The sequence below is a fragment of the Bradyrhizobium centrolobii genome (assembly GCF_001641635.1).
In the GTDB taxonomy this organism is placed as follows: domain Bacteria; phylum Pseudomonadota; class Alphaproteobacteria; order Rhizobiales; family Xanthobacteraceae; genus Bradyrhizobium; species Bradyrhizobium centrolobii.
Map to the genome: position 1 here is coordinate 13244 of NZ_LUUB01000086.1, position 14808 is coordinate 28051.

A 14808-nucleotide genomic window follows, 5' to 3' on the forward strand; every position below is an offset into this window, starting at 1 on the left:
GACCGTGACCTCTTGCCGCGCTCCCTGAGCTCGAGATGCAGCCGCTGCGTCAGGCGTTGAAGGAATGCGACAAAAGTAGCATTCGCATCATGAGCCTCAACAGATCCGTGGCAACTGCTCGCCCGACAGCCAGTCGACAATTCGTCCGCCGCCAAAGCTCGTTGTCATCTGCACGAAGTGATGATCGTCGGCCACTGCCTCGCCCACGTCCGCGGAATCACGGCCAAGCGGATGCGCTTTCATGGCGGCAAGCACGCCCTCGGCGACATCGGGTGACACGATCGCGACAAGCTTGCCTTCATTGGCCACATAAAGGGGATCGAGCCCGAGCAGTTCGCACGCCGCAGCAACGGCCGGCTTCACCGGGATCGTCTCTTCCTGGAGGCGAAATCCGACGCCCGACTGGTGGGCGATCTCGTTGAGCGTCGCGGCGAACCCGCCTCGAGTGGGATCGCGCATCAGGCGGATGCCCTTGCGGCCAGCCGCCACCATCTCAGCTACGAGGTCATGCAACGATGCGGAATCCGAGACAACATCGGTTTCGAAGGCGAGATTCTGCCGTTTGGACATGATGGCGACGCCGTGATCGCCTAGCGTGCCGGAGATCAGGACACGATCACCGACGCGGGCTTTCTCGGCGGAGAGATCCAGCCCGTCGGTCAGGACGCCGACGCCGGCTGTGGAGATATAGAGGCCGTCAGCCTTGCCGCGCTCGACCACCTTGGTATCGCCGGTGATGATGTAAACGCCCGCCACCCGCGCCGCCTCGCCAATGGACTCGGCGATCCTCTTAAGGTCGGAGAAGCGAAAGCCCTCTTCGATGATGAAGCTCGCAGACAGGTAGAGCGGCCGCGCGCCGGCCATGGCGATGTCGTTGACCGTGCCGTGCACCGCGAGCGAGCCGATATTGCCGCCGGGAAAGAAGAGCGGCGAGACCACATAACCGTCGGTCGTCATCACCATGCGCCCGCCGCCGACGTCGAAGGCCGACTGATCGTTGCCGCGCGCCAACCATTCGTTGCCGAAGGCCTCGTGGAACAGGCCGGAGATGAGCTGCGACATCGCCCGGCCGCCGGAGCCGTGCGACAGGTCGATGCAGCCGTTCTTAATGTCGAGCTTGCGCTGATGCGCCTTCATGATGCCCGTCTCTGCTGATGGTCGCGGAACCGGCCGTAAGTCCAGTGGGCGGCACATGCGCCTTCGCAGGAGACCATGCAGGATCCCATCGGGGTCTCCGGCATGCACACCGTGCCGAACAGCTTGCAGTCGACCGGCTTCTTCACCCCGCGCAGAATCATACCGCACTCGCAGGCCGGATTGTCGGCGACGCGAAGTTCATTCATGCCGAAACGAATTTCAGCATCAAACCTGGCGTAGGTGCGCTTCAGCTTGAGCCCGCTATATGGCACGAGCCCGAGCCCGCGCCATTCGAACTGGTCGCGCGGCTCCAAGATATCCGAAACCTCCTCCTTGGCGCGCAGGTTGCCCTCGCGCGTGACCGCGCGGCTATACTGGTTCTCCACCTGGTGCCGGTGTTCGTTGACCTGCCGAACCAGCATCAGGATCGCCTGCATCATGTCGAGGGGCTCGAAGCCGGAGATCACCACCGGCCTGCCAAATTCTTCGGCGCAAAACTCGTAGGGCTCGGTGCCGATGACGATCGAGACGTGGGCCGGACCGACGAAGCCGTCGATCTCGACCCGGCCGATGTTACGAATGTCGGGGCTCTCCAGAATGTTCTGCATGGCCGGCGGTGTCAGCACGTGATTGCAGAACACGGTGAAGTTTCCGAGCCGCTTCTTCTCGGCGAGCCGGATCACGACGGCGGTCGGCGGTGTCGTGGTTTCGAAGCCGATGGCAAAGAAAACGACCTCCCGCTCCAAATTCTGCTCCGCGATCCGGATTGCATCGACCGTGGAGTAGACCATGCGAATGTCGCCGCCACGCGCCTTTGCCTTCAACAGCGAGGCGCCTTGGGAGCCGGGCACCCTCATCAGATCGCCGTAGATGCAAAGGATCACCTCAGGTCGCTCGGCGAGCCGGATCGCCATATCGATCCGCCCCGCCGGCAGCACGCAGACGGGGCAGCCGGGCCCGTGGATCATCCGCACGTTCTTCGGCAGCATGTCTTCCAGGCCGTAGCGCGAGATCGCATGGGTGTGACCGCCGCAGAACTCCATGAAACGATATGGCCGTTGCGAATCGGCCTCTGAGCGGATCGCTTTCGCCAACCCCAGTGCGATTTCCTTGTCGCGAAACTCGTCGGCATATTTCATTGCACGACCCCCTGCCCTTCGGTGCTGAGCTCGCGCAGCAGCTCGAGCGTGCGTCGGGCTTCCTCGGGATCAATCTTGGTCAGAGCATAGCCGACATGGATGATCACATAATCGCCGACGGCGAGATTCTCGATCAGCGCCACGGAAATCTCCTTGCTAACCCCGTCGATGGAAACCACAGCCGTGTCATCGGGGAGAAGTCTTGTGACCTCAGCAGGTATGGCGAGACACATCAGGCGTTTCCTTCAAATCCTTGTTCAGTAACTTTCTGGGCGGCAATCCAGGCTTGGCCAAGGCTCAGGCCGCCATCATTCGGCGGTACCTGGCGCGTCAGCAGGGCATCAAGCCCGACAGAACGACAACCGCGCAGCACCTCTTCGCCGAGAACCGCATTGAGGAAGCAGCCACCGCTCAAGACGACTGTGGTGTGACCCGTCTGTCGCGCCGCACGCTCGATCCAGTCGACGCAGGCCGCGGCCAGCGTTCCATGGAACAGCTCCGCGCCTTCGTACGCGTCGGTCGCATCCGCCAGAAGCCGCTCAAAGAGCGGAAGCAGGGACAGGACGCCTTGCGCGAGGGTCCAGCCGCCATCGACCACGCGCGTGCGCCGGACGCGCGCCTCCAGCTTCATCGCAGCCTCGCCTTCATAGCTCTGGCGCATCGAGACCCCCAGCAATCCGGCGGCCGCATCGAACAGCCGGCCGGCGCTGGTGGTCGTGGGCAGGTCGGACCGCTCAAGCAATGCCCCCACCCTCGCAGCCTGCGGCTGCTCTGCAAAGCGACGCTGAATCTCTTCGCTGCAGCCCAAGGCCTGCAAGACGCTCGCCGCCATCCGCCACGGCTCGCGCGCGGCACGGTCGCCGCCCGGCATCTTCAAGGGCGTGAGGTGCCCGATCCGGCGAAATCGCGCCCCCTCGCATAGCAGGAGCTCGCCACCCCAATTGCCGCCATCGTCGCCGTAGCCGAAGCCATCGAGTACCAACGCGATCGCGGGCCGGTCGATGCCGTGCTCCGCCATCACCGACGCCGCATGCGCATGATGATGTTGAACCGAGAGGCTGCGGCCGCTGGCTTCGGCGAAGCGGGTCGAAGCCATGTTGGGGTGGAGATCATGCGCCACGACGATCGGTGCCACATCAAGCGTCGCGATCAGGTGATCGATCGTCTCCTCGAAGAAGCGGATGCCTTCGGCGGTATCGAGATCCCCGATATGCTGCGAGACGAAGGCTTCGTTATCTCGCGTGAGCGTAACGGTCGTCTTCAGCGCGCCGCCGACCGCGAGCACGGACGGCACCGGCCGTGGCAGCCGAATCGGGTCGGGAACGTAGCCGCGGGCCCGCCGGATGAACTGCGCATGCCCGGCGACGACCGAAACCACGGAATCATCGGCGCGCGTGATGATGTCGCGATCATGGGTCACGATCAGGTCGGCAATGCCGGCCAGTCGCCGCTCCGCCTCGTCATTGTCGATCACCAGCGGCTCGCCGCCTGGATTGGCACTTGTCGCGACAATGACCCAGCGACTGCCGTCGGGGCGCGGATACGCCAAGGCCAGTGCTTGGAACAGCAGATGATGGAGCGGCGCGACCGGTAGCATCACGCCGATCCGCGAAAGATCCGGCGCAATCGTGGACGCGAGACTCTGACGGGACTTCATCAGCACGATCGGCCGCGGCGTCGATTCCAGCAAAGCCAACTCGGTCGCTTCGCCTTCGGCGATCTCATCGACGGCATCCCTGGAGCCGACCATGACCGCGAACGGCTTCTGATCCCGCTGCTTGCTCTGCCGGAGCCGCCGCACGACGTCGTCGTCACGGGCATCGCACAGGAGTTGGTAGCCGCCGAGCCCCTTGATCGCGACAATCCTGCCCGCGGCAAGGACGGCCGCGATCTCGCTCATCCCATGGCTGAGTCGTGGGCCACATTGCGGGCAGGCAATCGCCTCGGCATGGAAGCGGCGGCTTGCGGGATCGGCATACTCGGCGGCGCAGGCTGCGCACATCGCGAACCGCTTCATCGCCGTGGTGCTGCGATCATAGGGCAGCCGCTCGGCAATGGTGTAGCGCGGACCGCAATGGGTGCAGTTGATGAAGGGATAGAGGTGAAACCGGCTGTTCGGGTCGAACAGTTCGTCCAGGCATTGCGGACAAGTCGCGGCATCCGCGACAATCCGCGTCGACACCCTGCCCTGTTCGCTGGGGCGAATGCAGAATTCCGCGCTCGCGACTGCGCCGATTGGCTGCACTGATATCTTGTCAATCCTTGCCAGCGGCGGCTTTTCCAGCGGCAGCGCGGTGACGAAATCGGCCGCACGGTCGCCCTCGATCTCAATCACCACGCCATGGGGATCGTTCGCAACGAAACCGCCGAGCCGGTAGCGCGTGGCGAGGCCATAGACGTAGGGACGAAAACCCACGCCCTGCACGGCGCCGCGCACGTACAGGCGCAACCTTCGTCTCTCGCGTGCGGTGGCTTCGCCGTCCACGATCATGCCGATGCGGCCATCGCGGCCGATTTCTGCGCGGCACGCTTGCGGATCCAGGCGTCGAATGCCGCAAATCCCTCCCCGGTGCGCGCCGATACCGTAAGGACCTCGATGTTCGGATTGACTCGCCGGGCATATTCGACCGTCCTGGCAAGATCGAAATCGAGCACGGGAGCAAGATCGATCTTGTTGATCAGCATCAGCGAGGACGCTGCGAACATGTCCGGATATTTCAGCGGCTTGTCCTCACCCTCCGTGGTCGAGAACACCACGATCTTGCAGGCCTCGCCGAGATCGAAAGCTGCCGGACAGACCAGATTGCCGACATTCTCGATGAACAGGATGCCACCATTGAGCCAAGGCAGCCGCTCGTAGGCCTCGCCGACCATGGCAGCATCGAGATGGCACCCTTTGCCGGTGTTGACCTGGATCGCCGGCACGCCGGTCGCGCGAATCTGCTCGGCATCGTTCGAAGTCTGCTGATCGCCCTCGATCACGCCGATCGCATAAGCGTCCTTCAGCTCGGACACGGCGCGAACGAGTAGCGAGGTCTTTCCGGCGCCGGGGCTCGAGACTAGATTGAGCGCGAGCACGTTGTCGGCGCGAAAACGTGCGCGGTTCTCGGCGGCAAGCCGGTTGTTCTTGCCGAGAATATCGCGCTCGACCTGGATGATGCGATCGCTGCTCATGCCTGCGATCACCTGCCCGGCCGGGTTGGCGCTGCAATCGACCAGCCCGAGATCGCCGGGCTCGCGGTCGTGGCGGTGGTCATGCGCATCGTGATGGTGGTGATGGTGCCCGCGATGGCCGTGGCGGTGATCGTGATGCGCATGATCATGCGCGTGATCGATCGTGGGCTTGCCGTCGCTGCAACCGCATACCGTGCACATCAGTCGACCTCCAATTCCCTCACGCGCATCTCTTCCCCGCCGGTGACCTGCAATTGATAGCTGCCGCAGGCAGGGCATGGCTCGTAGCGCTGCTTGATCTCGACGCTGGTCGAACAGCCCATGCACCAGGCGGTTCCCGGCGTCTCGATGATCTCCAGCCTCGCGCCTCGCGCAATGGTGCTCGCCGCGACGGCTTCGAAGCAGAACGTCATCGCTTCGGGCGCAACGTGGCTCAGCGCGCCGATCTCAAGGCACACTGCGCGCACCCTCGAGAATGCGCGCTTTCGCGCCTCCTCCTCGACGATCTCGATGATGCCCTCGCAAAGCGCCATCTCATGCATGGCCAACCTCGCGGAAGCCGAGGCTGACGCCGACGCAGGGATCAAAGCAATCGACCAGCGCGCGAACAGCATCCCGGCCCTGTCGGCCGGGGCCAAGTGCGGAGCCGCGCAGGCTGCGCACGATCGGCCCACGCGCATGGAAGTTCCACTCCGTCGGCGCGAGGAATTCGAACCGTGCGATGCGATCGCCGTCGATCTCGACGACGTGATAGAGCCGGCCGCGTGCGCATTCTACGGCGGCCGCGCCTCTGCCAGGTCCAAGCCAGTAGCTCGCGACGACGCCGACGTCGGCTGCCGTTTCGTCCGTCTCGAGCCGCGTGCAGAGCAGTGCCACCTCTGCGCTCCGCGCCTTCAGGCGGTCCGCGGGCCCGGCGACCAACGGCGATGCCGGCGCATGCCAGGCCTGGCGTGCCCAGACGCCCGTCTCGGGTATCTGACCATCGAGATCAGGCGCGTCGGAGAATGCCGGACCGTCGGCCAGAAGACGCAGGACGACATCGAGGTCGTCGGCGGCAGTCAGGAAGGATTGTTCGACCGCGGGCAACAACAATGCATCGCCATCGAGCCCCGAAAGATGCGCCGCCAGTACGCTTCCAGGCCAGGTTTGCTGCGCTCCACCCGCGCCCCCAAGTGCCGTGAGCGCTTCCCTGATCTGCAACACCGCCTCACGGCGCTCGGCAATCCCGCCGCCAAGGACGGTCGTTGCTCTCATCAAGGCGCGAACGGCCGCAGCGCTGCTGCCTCCCAGCGTGAGCCGTCCGACGAAGAAGCCGCGCAACAATTCGGTCAGGCGCTCGGCGATGACGGCGTCGATGCGCGCCTTCCGGACCTCGGGAGGAGCGGTTTCGTTCCGCGCCGCATCGAACGCCGACAAGAACGCCACCTCATGCGCCGCGGAGCACAACGAGAACAGCCGCAGCAAGACCGAGCGCAGCGACGAGACCGGCTTTCCGGCAAACAGACGCGCCAATGGCGGGCGGCTCCGTGGCAGAATCGCGACATCGGCAATCGTGCTGCCGGCCAACAGCACCGTGACGTCGATCAAGGCCAGGCTCATTCGCGCCGCTCCGTCAGAACACCGCGCAGGAAGTTACGCCGATCGATCGCGCTTGTCGCGGACTGGCGCCGCTCGCTGGCTTTGTCGCTGTCCGCCGGCAGCATCAGTTGGGCGAGCGCGGCCTCGGCCGTAGCCCGCGCGGCGGCCATGTCCGAGAACTGAAACATCGGCGAAAACAGCGAACAGTTCGCGATGCGGCCCATCCGCGCGACGTCGCTCAGCGTGAACTCGATGTCACCCGCCGGGAAACGGATGCGCACCGTCGAAGCCGGCATTTCCCGCGCGGTCGCGCTCGCCGGCATGACCACATTCATGAACCGGGGCGTAACCATGATCCCGACGATCGTGCCGCTGAACCGGCGGAAGCCGACCGTCTCGACGCCGAGCGCATCGTTGTAGATCGGCAGATCGCGCAACGCGCGCTCGCCAATTTCGCGATAGGCGCCGGCGAGGAGCTTTCCCCACGCCGCCGCGTCGGTGTCCTCGCCAGCACCGTGCACGCGCCCCATCATGATTCGAGCGCCATGAACTTGGATTTCGGGGCGTCGCAATTCGGGCAGCGCCACTCATCAGGCAGCGCCGTGAACGGCGTGCCGGGCGCGATCTGCGCCACCTCATCGCCGTCCACCGGATCATACACCGACCAGCAGATCCCGCATTCCAACCGCGTGACATCGGCGACGTTTGCGCGCAAGCCAAAATTCTCAAATCGGCTCATTTGAAATAGGCCTCGATGATTTCCTGAAGCCGCTCGGCGGAGTCCTCGAAATCCTCGTCTGCAGCAACCGCAACACTCGGCACACCGCCGACTTCCAGCGTGTCGAGAATGATGGCGTCCATGGCGTTGAAGAACTGCACCGACCAGACATTGCGGATGCCCGTCGACAGCACCCGGCACGTGCCGTACCCGCGCGAAACCAGCTGAATCGGCCCGTTCCCGATCGTCTCCTGAAGGAAACTCATATCGACCGGACTCATCGGCAGCAGCGTGAAATTGATGATCTGCGAGCGGACGCCCGACCGCCAGGCCAGCGCCCGTTCGCGGAGTTCGGCAAGCACCGGCAGCACGTTCATGGCGCCTTCCGGCGCCTGCCCGATCTCGAAATCGGCAGCCGTCAGGTCGGCGGCCGCGCGCTTGACGATCTCAGGGATTGTACCAACCTCGAGATATTCGTGGTTGGCATCGGTCTCGAGCCGCACGCGCCAGATCCCGGCCAGCACCGATTCCCGGATCTGCATCAGCGAGCCGTCCGGCAAGGCAACCCCGCCGGCAACCTCGCCCTCGCCGAGCACGTCGGCGATCAGCTTGCGTTCGAGATCGTTGAGGTTGCCGAGCCGGAACAATTGCGTCGGCGCATCCGCCTTTTGGCTTGCGATCGCCGCCGCCACCATGGAGAGCAATTCGATCGCGTTCGGGCAGCTCTTGGCCAATTCCGCGCTGTCGAGCGCTGCGAGCTTCGCCAGGGCGCCGGCCGCGGTCAGGCTGCCGTTCGACGCATTGAGGCTTTCCTCGCCGATCGCAAACACATTGATCGGCTGCGCGGCGCCTTCTAGCGCGGTCCAGAAACCGGCGTTCATAGTTCGACACCCTGCGAGCGATGCGAAGGAATGATGGTCGCCGCCACGGCAACGCTCGCGCCGCGCGGACGATCGATCAGCTTGCTGATACGGTCGACATAGACTGACCAGTCTTGAATCTTGGCGATCAGCCCCAACGTCTCGCCGCCGGCGACAAAGATCAGCGTCGGCTGCACGCGCACGCCGAAACGCTTGCCCAGCTCGCTCTCGGCATCGCGCGCGATCAGCGCACCACGCAGTCTGACTGCGAATGCGTCGATCAGCTCCGGCAGGACGACCGCAACGTCGACCGCCTCCGGAAACCGCGATGGGTCTCCGGCTGATAGCAGCACCGCGACTACGCCTGCTTCGTCTGTCCCGTTCAGAAATAGATCGACGGTGGTAGCATCTACCTCCGGCAAACCTCGTAGTGCCAGATCATGCCTTCCCTGCTGGAAGTCCATCAAACCTCCCCTGACGAGTTTGTGATTCTGCCCGCAATACGGGCGAGCAAGACACATGCCAGGATCGGATCGGACATTTTCCCTCCTATCAAGCAGCTGTCCGCCCCGAGCATGCGGGCGCGCCCGGTCGCGGGGCATGAGCGCTTCGCACCTCGCTGCATTCAATCGAGCCTGAGGTGTTCCGGCAACTGCGGCTCGCGGTCGATGAGATCGGGAAAGAAGCGGTCAGACTCCTCGCCTTCGAGCGCGGCTTCCAGGCCCGCGATCGCGCTGGCAATCAGGCGTGCCTCGTCCTCATCCAGAAGCCGGATCGCGGTGTCGATATTGACGAGCACAAAGGCGCCGACCGGCGGATTGGAAAGCAAGAGCATCGAAACGCGCCGCTGCTCGCCGCGAAACTCGCAGAGCCCCGAGACCCCGTCGGTCTCCACGATCGTCATCGGCAAGCCAAGGCACATTTCACGTCTCCGATGGCGCGCGCCGGATCAAGCCGGACGCGCCCTCATTTCATAGTGAATATGGTCGATATCGTTGGCGAGCAATCGCTCGGATTCCGGCAACGACGCCGTTCGCGGCGCCGCCTCCACCCCCCACTCGGCGAGGATGTCGACGGCAAGCGCGACCGCCGGATTGATCTGGTCGCGCACTGGAGCGGTCAGCGGGCCGCCCCAGTCTTGCAGATCGAGCGGCTGACAGCCGATTAGCGCGAGATGCTTAGGACACCGCCCGAGCAGGTCGGCCGCGCTGATGACCTCCTGGAAGCCGGTTTGATGCAGACTCATCTTCTTGGCGCCGGTGAAACGCGGCACCTCTTCGTCGCGAACGACCTTCAACTGGCCCGGCTCCAAGCCATAATCGATGGCATCGAACACGATCAGGCGGTCGGCGTCCTCCAGATAATTCACGAGGTAGAGCCCCTGCGTACCACCGTCGAGGATGGTGATATTCTCCGGCACAGCGTAACGGCGGTGGAACTCCTCCACCGCGCGCACGCCAAACCCTTCATCGGCCCAGAGGATGTTGCCGATACCGAGCACCAGGATGCGGTCTGCCTGCGATGACGTCGGCATGGCTTGTTTTCCACCATCAATCCCGGAATTGCCGCTCACCGGAGATCATCGACGAAATGATGCTCTGGCGTGACATGATGTCTTCGCGGACCGCCGCGTAGATGTGCACTGTCGCGAACACCACCAGCGCCCACATGCCGATATGGTGCCACGTGTGCACGTCCTGGCTGTTCGGCCAGATCGCAAAGACCCACCCGAACAGCTTATGCTGCCAGCTGTCGATGCCGGTGCCCTCCGAATAAAGCGCAAATCCGGTGACGATCATGAACGCCACGAACAACGTGAATCCCACGAACATCGCGATCTGGGCCAGAGGGTTGTGGCCGACATACATCTTCGGCTCGCGTTCCAGGAACGCGTACCAGCGGATTTCGTGCAGCACCTCCTTCCAGAACTGCCTGCGATGCACAGGAATGTAGAATATCTGCCGGGAGTGGTGGTTGCCGACGAAGGCCCACAGGATGCGGACGAGGAAGAACACCGCGAGCACCTGTCCCGCCGCGAAATGGGCAAAGCGGACATAGCCCATCACGAAGTTCGCCGACGCCTCGCCTTCCACCGTCGGCAACGGCGTCCCGATGAAGTAGCCGGAGACCATCAGGACGATGATCGAAAACGCATTCACCCAGTGGCAGATGCGAACCGGCGCTTCGTAGACATAGACGGTCGGACGCCCCACACCGTGCTCGCCGGAACCATCGGCCGCGATCCCGGTGAGGTCTCGTTCGGATTCCGCCAGACGTGCAACTGCATCCATCATGGCGACCTCCTATCTGACCTTGACCTTGGCGAGCTCCTGGCCGTCCGGGCTCATGACGTGCGTCGAACAGGCCAGACACGGATCGAAGGAATGGATGGTGCGCAGGATCTCCAAGGGCTGCTCGGGATTGACCATCGGCGTGTTTAGTAACGAGGCCTCGAAGGCACCGATATTTCCCTTGGGATCGCGCGGCGAGCCGTTCCAGGTCGTCGGCACCACGCACTGATAGTTGTCGATCTTGGTGTCCTTGATCCTGATCCAGTGCGCGAGCGCGCCACGCGGCGCCTCGGTGAAGCCAAAGCCCTTGGCCTCCTTCGGCCAGCTTTCGGGCTTCCATTTGTCGACATTCGCGGTCGAACTGTCGCCGGCCTTGATATTGGCGACGAGCTTGTCCTGGAAGTAGCGCATCTGGCGCCCGGCCCAGACCGACTCCAGCGCGCGCGCCGCAGTGCGGCCGAGCGTCGAGAACAGCGCCGACAGCGGCAGGCTCAGATCCTTCAGGAACTTGTCGACGGGATCCTTGAATTCGGACTTGTTCTGCGCGTAGCCGACGACCCAACGTGCCAGTGGACCGACCTCCATGGCGTTCCCGCGCCAGCGCGGCGCCTTGATCCACGAGTACTTGCCGCCCTCGTCAAGTTGCTCGATCGCCGTCTTGGTACCTTTCGCATTCGGCCCCAGCACGTAGTTCGGCTCCGTCACGCCGTCCCAGGGATGCAGGCCCTTGGTCTCGTCGGGATATTTGTACCAGGAGTGAACCACGAACTCCTGGATCTCGTCGGGATTGGCGTGGTCGACCGGAAACACTTCCGCGAGGTTACCGTTGATGATGGCGCCGCGCGGCAGCTTCAGGCTGCTGGAGGAGTAGTCGTTGGCGTGTTCCGGTACATCTCCATAGGCGAGCACGCTTTGACCTGATAGACCGCCGCCATAGAGCCAGTCCTTGTAGAACGACCCGATCGCCGCCACGTCAGGCAGGTACACCTGCTCGTTGAACTCGATGAGCCGATCGATGATCGAGGAGATCAGGTTCAATCGCTCCATGTTGATGGCGCCGACCGCACCGGTGCCGTCAACGTTGATCGGACACGGCACGCCGCCGACGAGCCAATTCGGATGCGGGTTCTTGCCGCCGAAGATGGTGTGGATCTTGACGATCTCCTTCTGGAAATCGAGCGCTTCAAGATAGTGCGCCACCGCCATCAGATTGGCTTCCGGCGGCAGCTTATAGGCCTTGCTGCCCCAATAGCCGTTCTTGAAGGGCCCCAATTGTCCGGACTCGACGAATTTCTTCAGGCGGGTCTGCAAGTCCTTGAAGTAGCCCGGCGACGATAGCGGCCAGCTCGAGATTGATTGCGCGAGCGTCGAGGTTGCCCGCGGATCTGCTGAGAGTGCAGATATTACGTCGACCCAGTCCAGCGCATGCAAGTGATAGAAATGGACGATATGGTCTTGCACCTGAAGCGCAAGCTGCATCAGGTTGCGGATCGAGTTGGCGTTCTGTGGAATCGTGATGCCGAGCGCGTTCTCGACCGCACGCACCGACGTCAAGGCGTGCGTGCCGGTGCAGACGCCGCAGATCCGCTCGGTGAATGCCCAGGCGTCGCGCGGATCGCGGTTCTTCAGGATCACTTCGATCCCGCGCCACATCGTGCCGGTCGAGACCGCGTTTCGGATGACGTTGTCGGCGTCGACATTGACCTCGACCCGCATGTGCCCTTCGATACGGGTGACCGAGTCGACGACGATGCGCTTGCCGGAGTTGTCGAGATTGAAGCCGTTGGGAGTCTGGATACCCATAGTTTTTCCTACCCTGAGATGATTGGGCGCTTAGCTGTTGTGATCTGCGTGTTCGCGCTTGCTCGCGAGCCGCTTCACGGCGGTCACTGCCGCGTGTGCGGCCACCGCGGCGCCGACGGCGCCGNNGGCCGCCGCCATGCCGATCTGGTCGGCATTCTTCTCGATGCCGAACTGCTTGATGTCGGTGAGGCGATCATAGAACGAGCCTTTGTCCCAGAAGCCGTCCTCCGAGCAGCCAATGCAGCCATGGCCGGACTGGATCGGGAACGACACGCCGCCGTTCCATCGCACGGTCGAACAGGCGTTGTAGGTGGTCGGCCCCTTGCAGCCCATCTTGTAAAGGCAATAGCCGTTGCGCGCGGCTTCGTCGTCCCACTCCGCGACGAACTGGCCGGCATCAAAATGCGGCCGCCGGTAGCACTTGTCGTGGATACGCTGCGAATAGAACATTTTCGGCCGCCCCTGGCGGTCGAGCTCCGGCAACTTGCCGAAGGTGATAATGAACGTGACGACACCGGTCATCACTTCGGCGATCGGGGGGCATCCCGGCACCTTGATGATCGGCTTGTTGGTGATGATCCTGTCGATCGGTGTGGCCTGCGTCGGATTGGGCTTGGCCGCCTGCACGCAGCCCCAGGACGCGCAGGCGCCCCAGGCGATGATCGCCATCGCATCGTCAGCCATCATCTTCAGTTTCTCGACGAACGGCTTGCCGCCGTCGATGCAGAACATGCCGCCCTCGTTCAGCGGCGGATTGCCCTCGACCGCGAGGATATACTGTCCCTTGTGCTTGGCACGAGTCTCCTCAAGGATTGCCTCGGCCTGATGGCCCGCGGCGGCCATGATGGTGTCGTCGTAATCGAGCGAGATCATCGACAGCACTGCATCCTTCACCAACGGGTGGGCGGAACGGATGAAACTCTCGGAGCAGCAGGTGCATTCGAGACCATGCATCCAGATCACCGGCACGCGCGGTTTGGTTTCCAGCGCGTTGGCGATGCGGCTCGCCGCCAGCGGCCCGAGCCCGAGGCTCGTTGCCGTCAGGCTACAGAATTTATGAAAGCTGCGCCGCGTGATGCCCTGCCGCCTGATCACGCTGTAAAACGTTTCCGTCGCCGCGCCCATGTATCCTCCCGTCTCCACGTTGACTTATCGACGAAGAAAGGACGACAGCAAGAAGCGGGCCAACAGCGGGGCGCCGCGGCGAAAGTCGAAAGATTCCAAATTATTACAGATTGAACCGCGCCAATCACGGCGATGTCCGCAGAAGACGATGCACGTGATCCGACGACTACCATACGGGCCTGCCGTGGCCCTTGAGACGAAGCCGTGGCCGCTTGCGGAGGGGGCTGCAGATTTGCGTGCGGCTAAGTCGTGGGCGGATTACTAGATCGCAAGCTGCCCAATCCCGCTGGCGAACTCAACATCAGCGCGCTTACGAAAATGGGCCTAGGTGCGCCGAGCGAGGAACGCGCGCTTGCCCAAACGCACCGTTCAACGTTCAGCCCGTTCGTTCCGACGCATACGATCCCGGCGAGGCAGGAAAGACGATTGTTTTATCATCGTTGACCAGCACTCGGCGATGTATGTGAGCATGGACCGCCCGTGCGAGAACTTGGCTCTCCACATCTCTTCCCAGGCTTTATCCAATCGCCCCGGATCATTTCAGGTCGCCCGACCGCGGCGACCTGGATACCGGCTCGCCGACACACCGACGGAAGATCGTGTGTCCGGCTGTCCGCCACGGTAACCGTACAATTCGCCATGATGAGAAGCTGCGCCAGCGGCTTCCCGACGATGCTTGATCGGCCCACGATGACGGCCTCGAGGTCCGAAAGGTCGTCGAACAATCAGCGGCATTGAGCGAACCGAACCGAAGAGCGCCCAGCTAAAATCAACCGCCGGAGCCCGCCGACGGCACGAAGTAAGGGAGAATCGACCGGTGCCGACGGTTGCCCCGCTGGGGATTGAGGCCGCTGCGGAAGGATGCCCGATTGCACGTGACGCCGATGAGCCATTGCGTCCCGATCGTTGTTGCTGCTTGGCGTCCCGATGCAACTGAGGACGCAAGCGTGAACGGGACGTCCAATCAGACGGAAGCCCAACGC

Annotated in this window: 15 protein-coding genes and 3 pseudogenes; all 18 read right to left on the reverse strand. The window is 63.3% G+C overall.

Annotation, left to right across the window (positions count from 1 at the left end; genetic code table 11):
- Nucleotides 1–96: 96 nt before the first annotated feature.
- Nucleotides 97–1137, reverse strand: coding sequence for a hydrogenase expression/formation protein HypE (gene hypE / locus AYJ54_RS31550; RefSeq protein ID WP_063680248.1), 1041 nt, complete (start codon nt 1135–1137; stop codon nt 97–99).
- Complete coding sequence (gene hypD / locus AYJ54_RS31555; protein ID WP_063680249.1) at nt 1134–2276, reverse strand: hydrogenase formation protein HypD; 1143 nt, start codon at nt 2274–2276, stop codon at nt 1134–1136. The genes hypE and hypD overlap by 4 nt, the downstream gene beginning before the upstream one ends.
- On the reverse strand, nt 2273–2509 hold the full coding sequence (locus AYJ54_RS31560) for a HypC/HybG/HupF family hydrogenase formation chaperone (RefSeq protein ID WP_063680250.1): 237 nt from the start codon (nt 2507–2509) through the stop codon (nt 2273–2275). Before AYJ54_RS31560 ends, hypD begins: the two co-directional genes overlap by 4 nt.
- Nucleotides 2509–4767: a carbamoyltransferase HypF gene (gene hypF, locus AYJ54_RS31565; protein ID WP_063705272.1), complete on the reverse strand. Its 2259-nt coding sequence runs from the start codon at nt 4765–4767 to the stop codon at nt 2509–2511. Before hypF ends, AYJ54_RS31560 begins: the two co-directional genes overlap by 1 nt.
- Nucleotides 4764–5651, reverse strand: a complete 888-nt coding sequence (gene hypB / locus AYJ54_RS31570) for a hydrogenase nickel incorporation protein HypB (protein WP_063705274.1) — start codon at nt 5649–5651, stop codon at nt 4764–4766. Before hypB ends, hypF begins: the two co-directional genes overlap by 4 nt.
- On the reverse strand, nt 5651–5992 hold the full coding sequence (gene hypA / locus AYJ54_RS31575; RefSeq protein WP_063705276.1) for a hydrogenase maturation nickel metallochaperone HypA: 342 nt from the start codon (nt 5990–5992) through the stop codon (nt 5651–5653). The genes hypB and hypA overlap by 1 nt, the downstream gene beginning before the upstream one ends.
- Nucleotides 5985–7049, reverse strand: coding sequence for a nickel-dependent hydrogenase large subunit (locus tag AYJ54_RS31580; protein ID WP_063705278.1), 1065 nt, complete (start codon nt 7047–7049; stop codon nt 5985–5987). Before AYJ54_RS31580 ends, hypA begins: the two co-directional genes overlap by 8 nt.
- Complete coding sequence (hybE, locus tag AYJ54_RS31585; RefSeq protein ID WP_063705280.1) at nt 7046–7561, reverse strand: [NiFe]-hydrogenase assembly chaperone HybE; 516 nt, start codon at nt 7559–7561, stop codon at nt 7046–7048. The genes AYJ54_RS31580 and hybE overlap by 4 nt, the downstream gene beginning before the upstream one ends.
- Nucleotides 7558–7767 carry a rubredoxin gene (locus AYJ54_RS31590; protein ID WP_063680256.1) on the reverse strand — a complete coding sequence of 70 codons (210 nt, stop codon included), beginning with the start codon at nt 7765–7767 and terminating at the stop codon, nt 7558–7560. The genes hybE and AYJ54_RS31590 overlap by 4 nt, the downstream gene beginning before the upstream one ends.
- Complete coding sequence (locus AYJ54_RS31595) at nt 7764–8627, reverse strand: hydrogenase expression/formation protein (RefSeq protein WP_063705282.1); 864 nt, start codon at nt 8625–8627, stop codon at nt 7764–7766. Before AYJ54_RS31595 ends, AYJ54_RS31590 begins: the two co-directional genes overlap by 4 nt.
- Nucleotides 8624–9070, reverse strand: coding sequence for a thioredoxin domain-containing protein (locus AYJ54_RS31600; RefSeq protein WP_063680258.1), 447 nt, complete (start codon nt 9068–9070; stop codon nt 8624–8626). The genes AYJ54_RS31595 and AYJ54_RS31600 overlap by 4 nt, the downstream gene beginning before the upstream one ends.
- A gap of 161 nt (nt 9071–9231) precedes the next feature.
- Nucleotides 9232–9528 (reverse strand): HypC/HybG/HupF family hydrogenase formation chaperone, encoded by a 297-nt coding sequence (locus AYJ54_RS31605; protein ID WP_063680259.1) that lies wholly within the window; start codon nt 9526–9528, stop codon nt 9232–9234.
- Nucleotides 9529–9555: 27 nt separating this feature from the next.
- Nucleotides 9556–10140: a HyaD/HybD family hydrogenase maturation endopeptidase gene (locus tag AYJ54_RS31610; protein WP_063705284.1), complete on the reverse strand. Its 585-nt coding sequence runs from the start codon at nt 10138–10140 to the stop codon at nt 9556–9558.
- 16 nt (nt 10141–10156) lie between these two features.
- On the reverse strand, nt 10157–10900 hold the full coding sequence (gene cybH, locus AYJ54_RS31615) for a Ni/Fe-hydrogenase, b-type cytochrome subunit (protein WP_063680261.1): 744 nt from the start codon (nt 10898–10900) through the stop codon (nt 10157–10159).
- A 9-nt stretch (nt 10901–10909) separates the two neighbouring features.
- On the reverse strand, nt 10910–12700 hold the full coding sequence (locus AYJ54_RS31620; RefSeq protein WP_063705286.1) for a nickel-dependent hydrogenase large subunit: 1791 nt from the start codon (nt 12698–12700) through the stop codon (nt 10910–10912).
- A gap of 126 nt (nt 12701–12826) precedes the next feature.
- Nucleotides 12827–13825: pseudogene (locus AYJ54_RS31625) on the reverse strand (hydrogenase small subunit); the annotation flags it as partial.
- Nucleotides 13826–14201: 376 nt separating this feature from the next.
- Nucleotides 14202–14342: pseudogene (purU, locus tag AYJ54_RS52910) on the reverse strand (formyltetrahydrofolate deformylase); the annotation flags it as partial.
- Nucleotides 14335–14541, reverse strand: a pseudogene (locus tag AYJ54_RS48010) (bifunctional methylenetetrahydrofolate dehydrogenase/methenyltetrahydrofolate cyclohydrolase); the annotation flags it as partial. The pseudogenes AYJ54_RS48010 and purU, both read right to left, overlap by 8 nt.
- Nucleotides 14542–14808 lie beyond the last annotated feature (267 nt).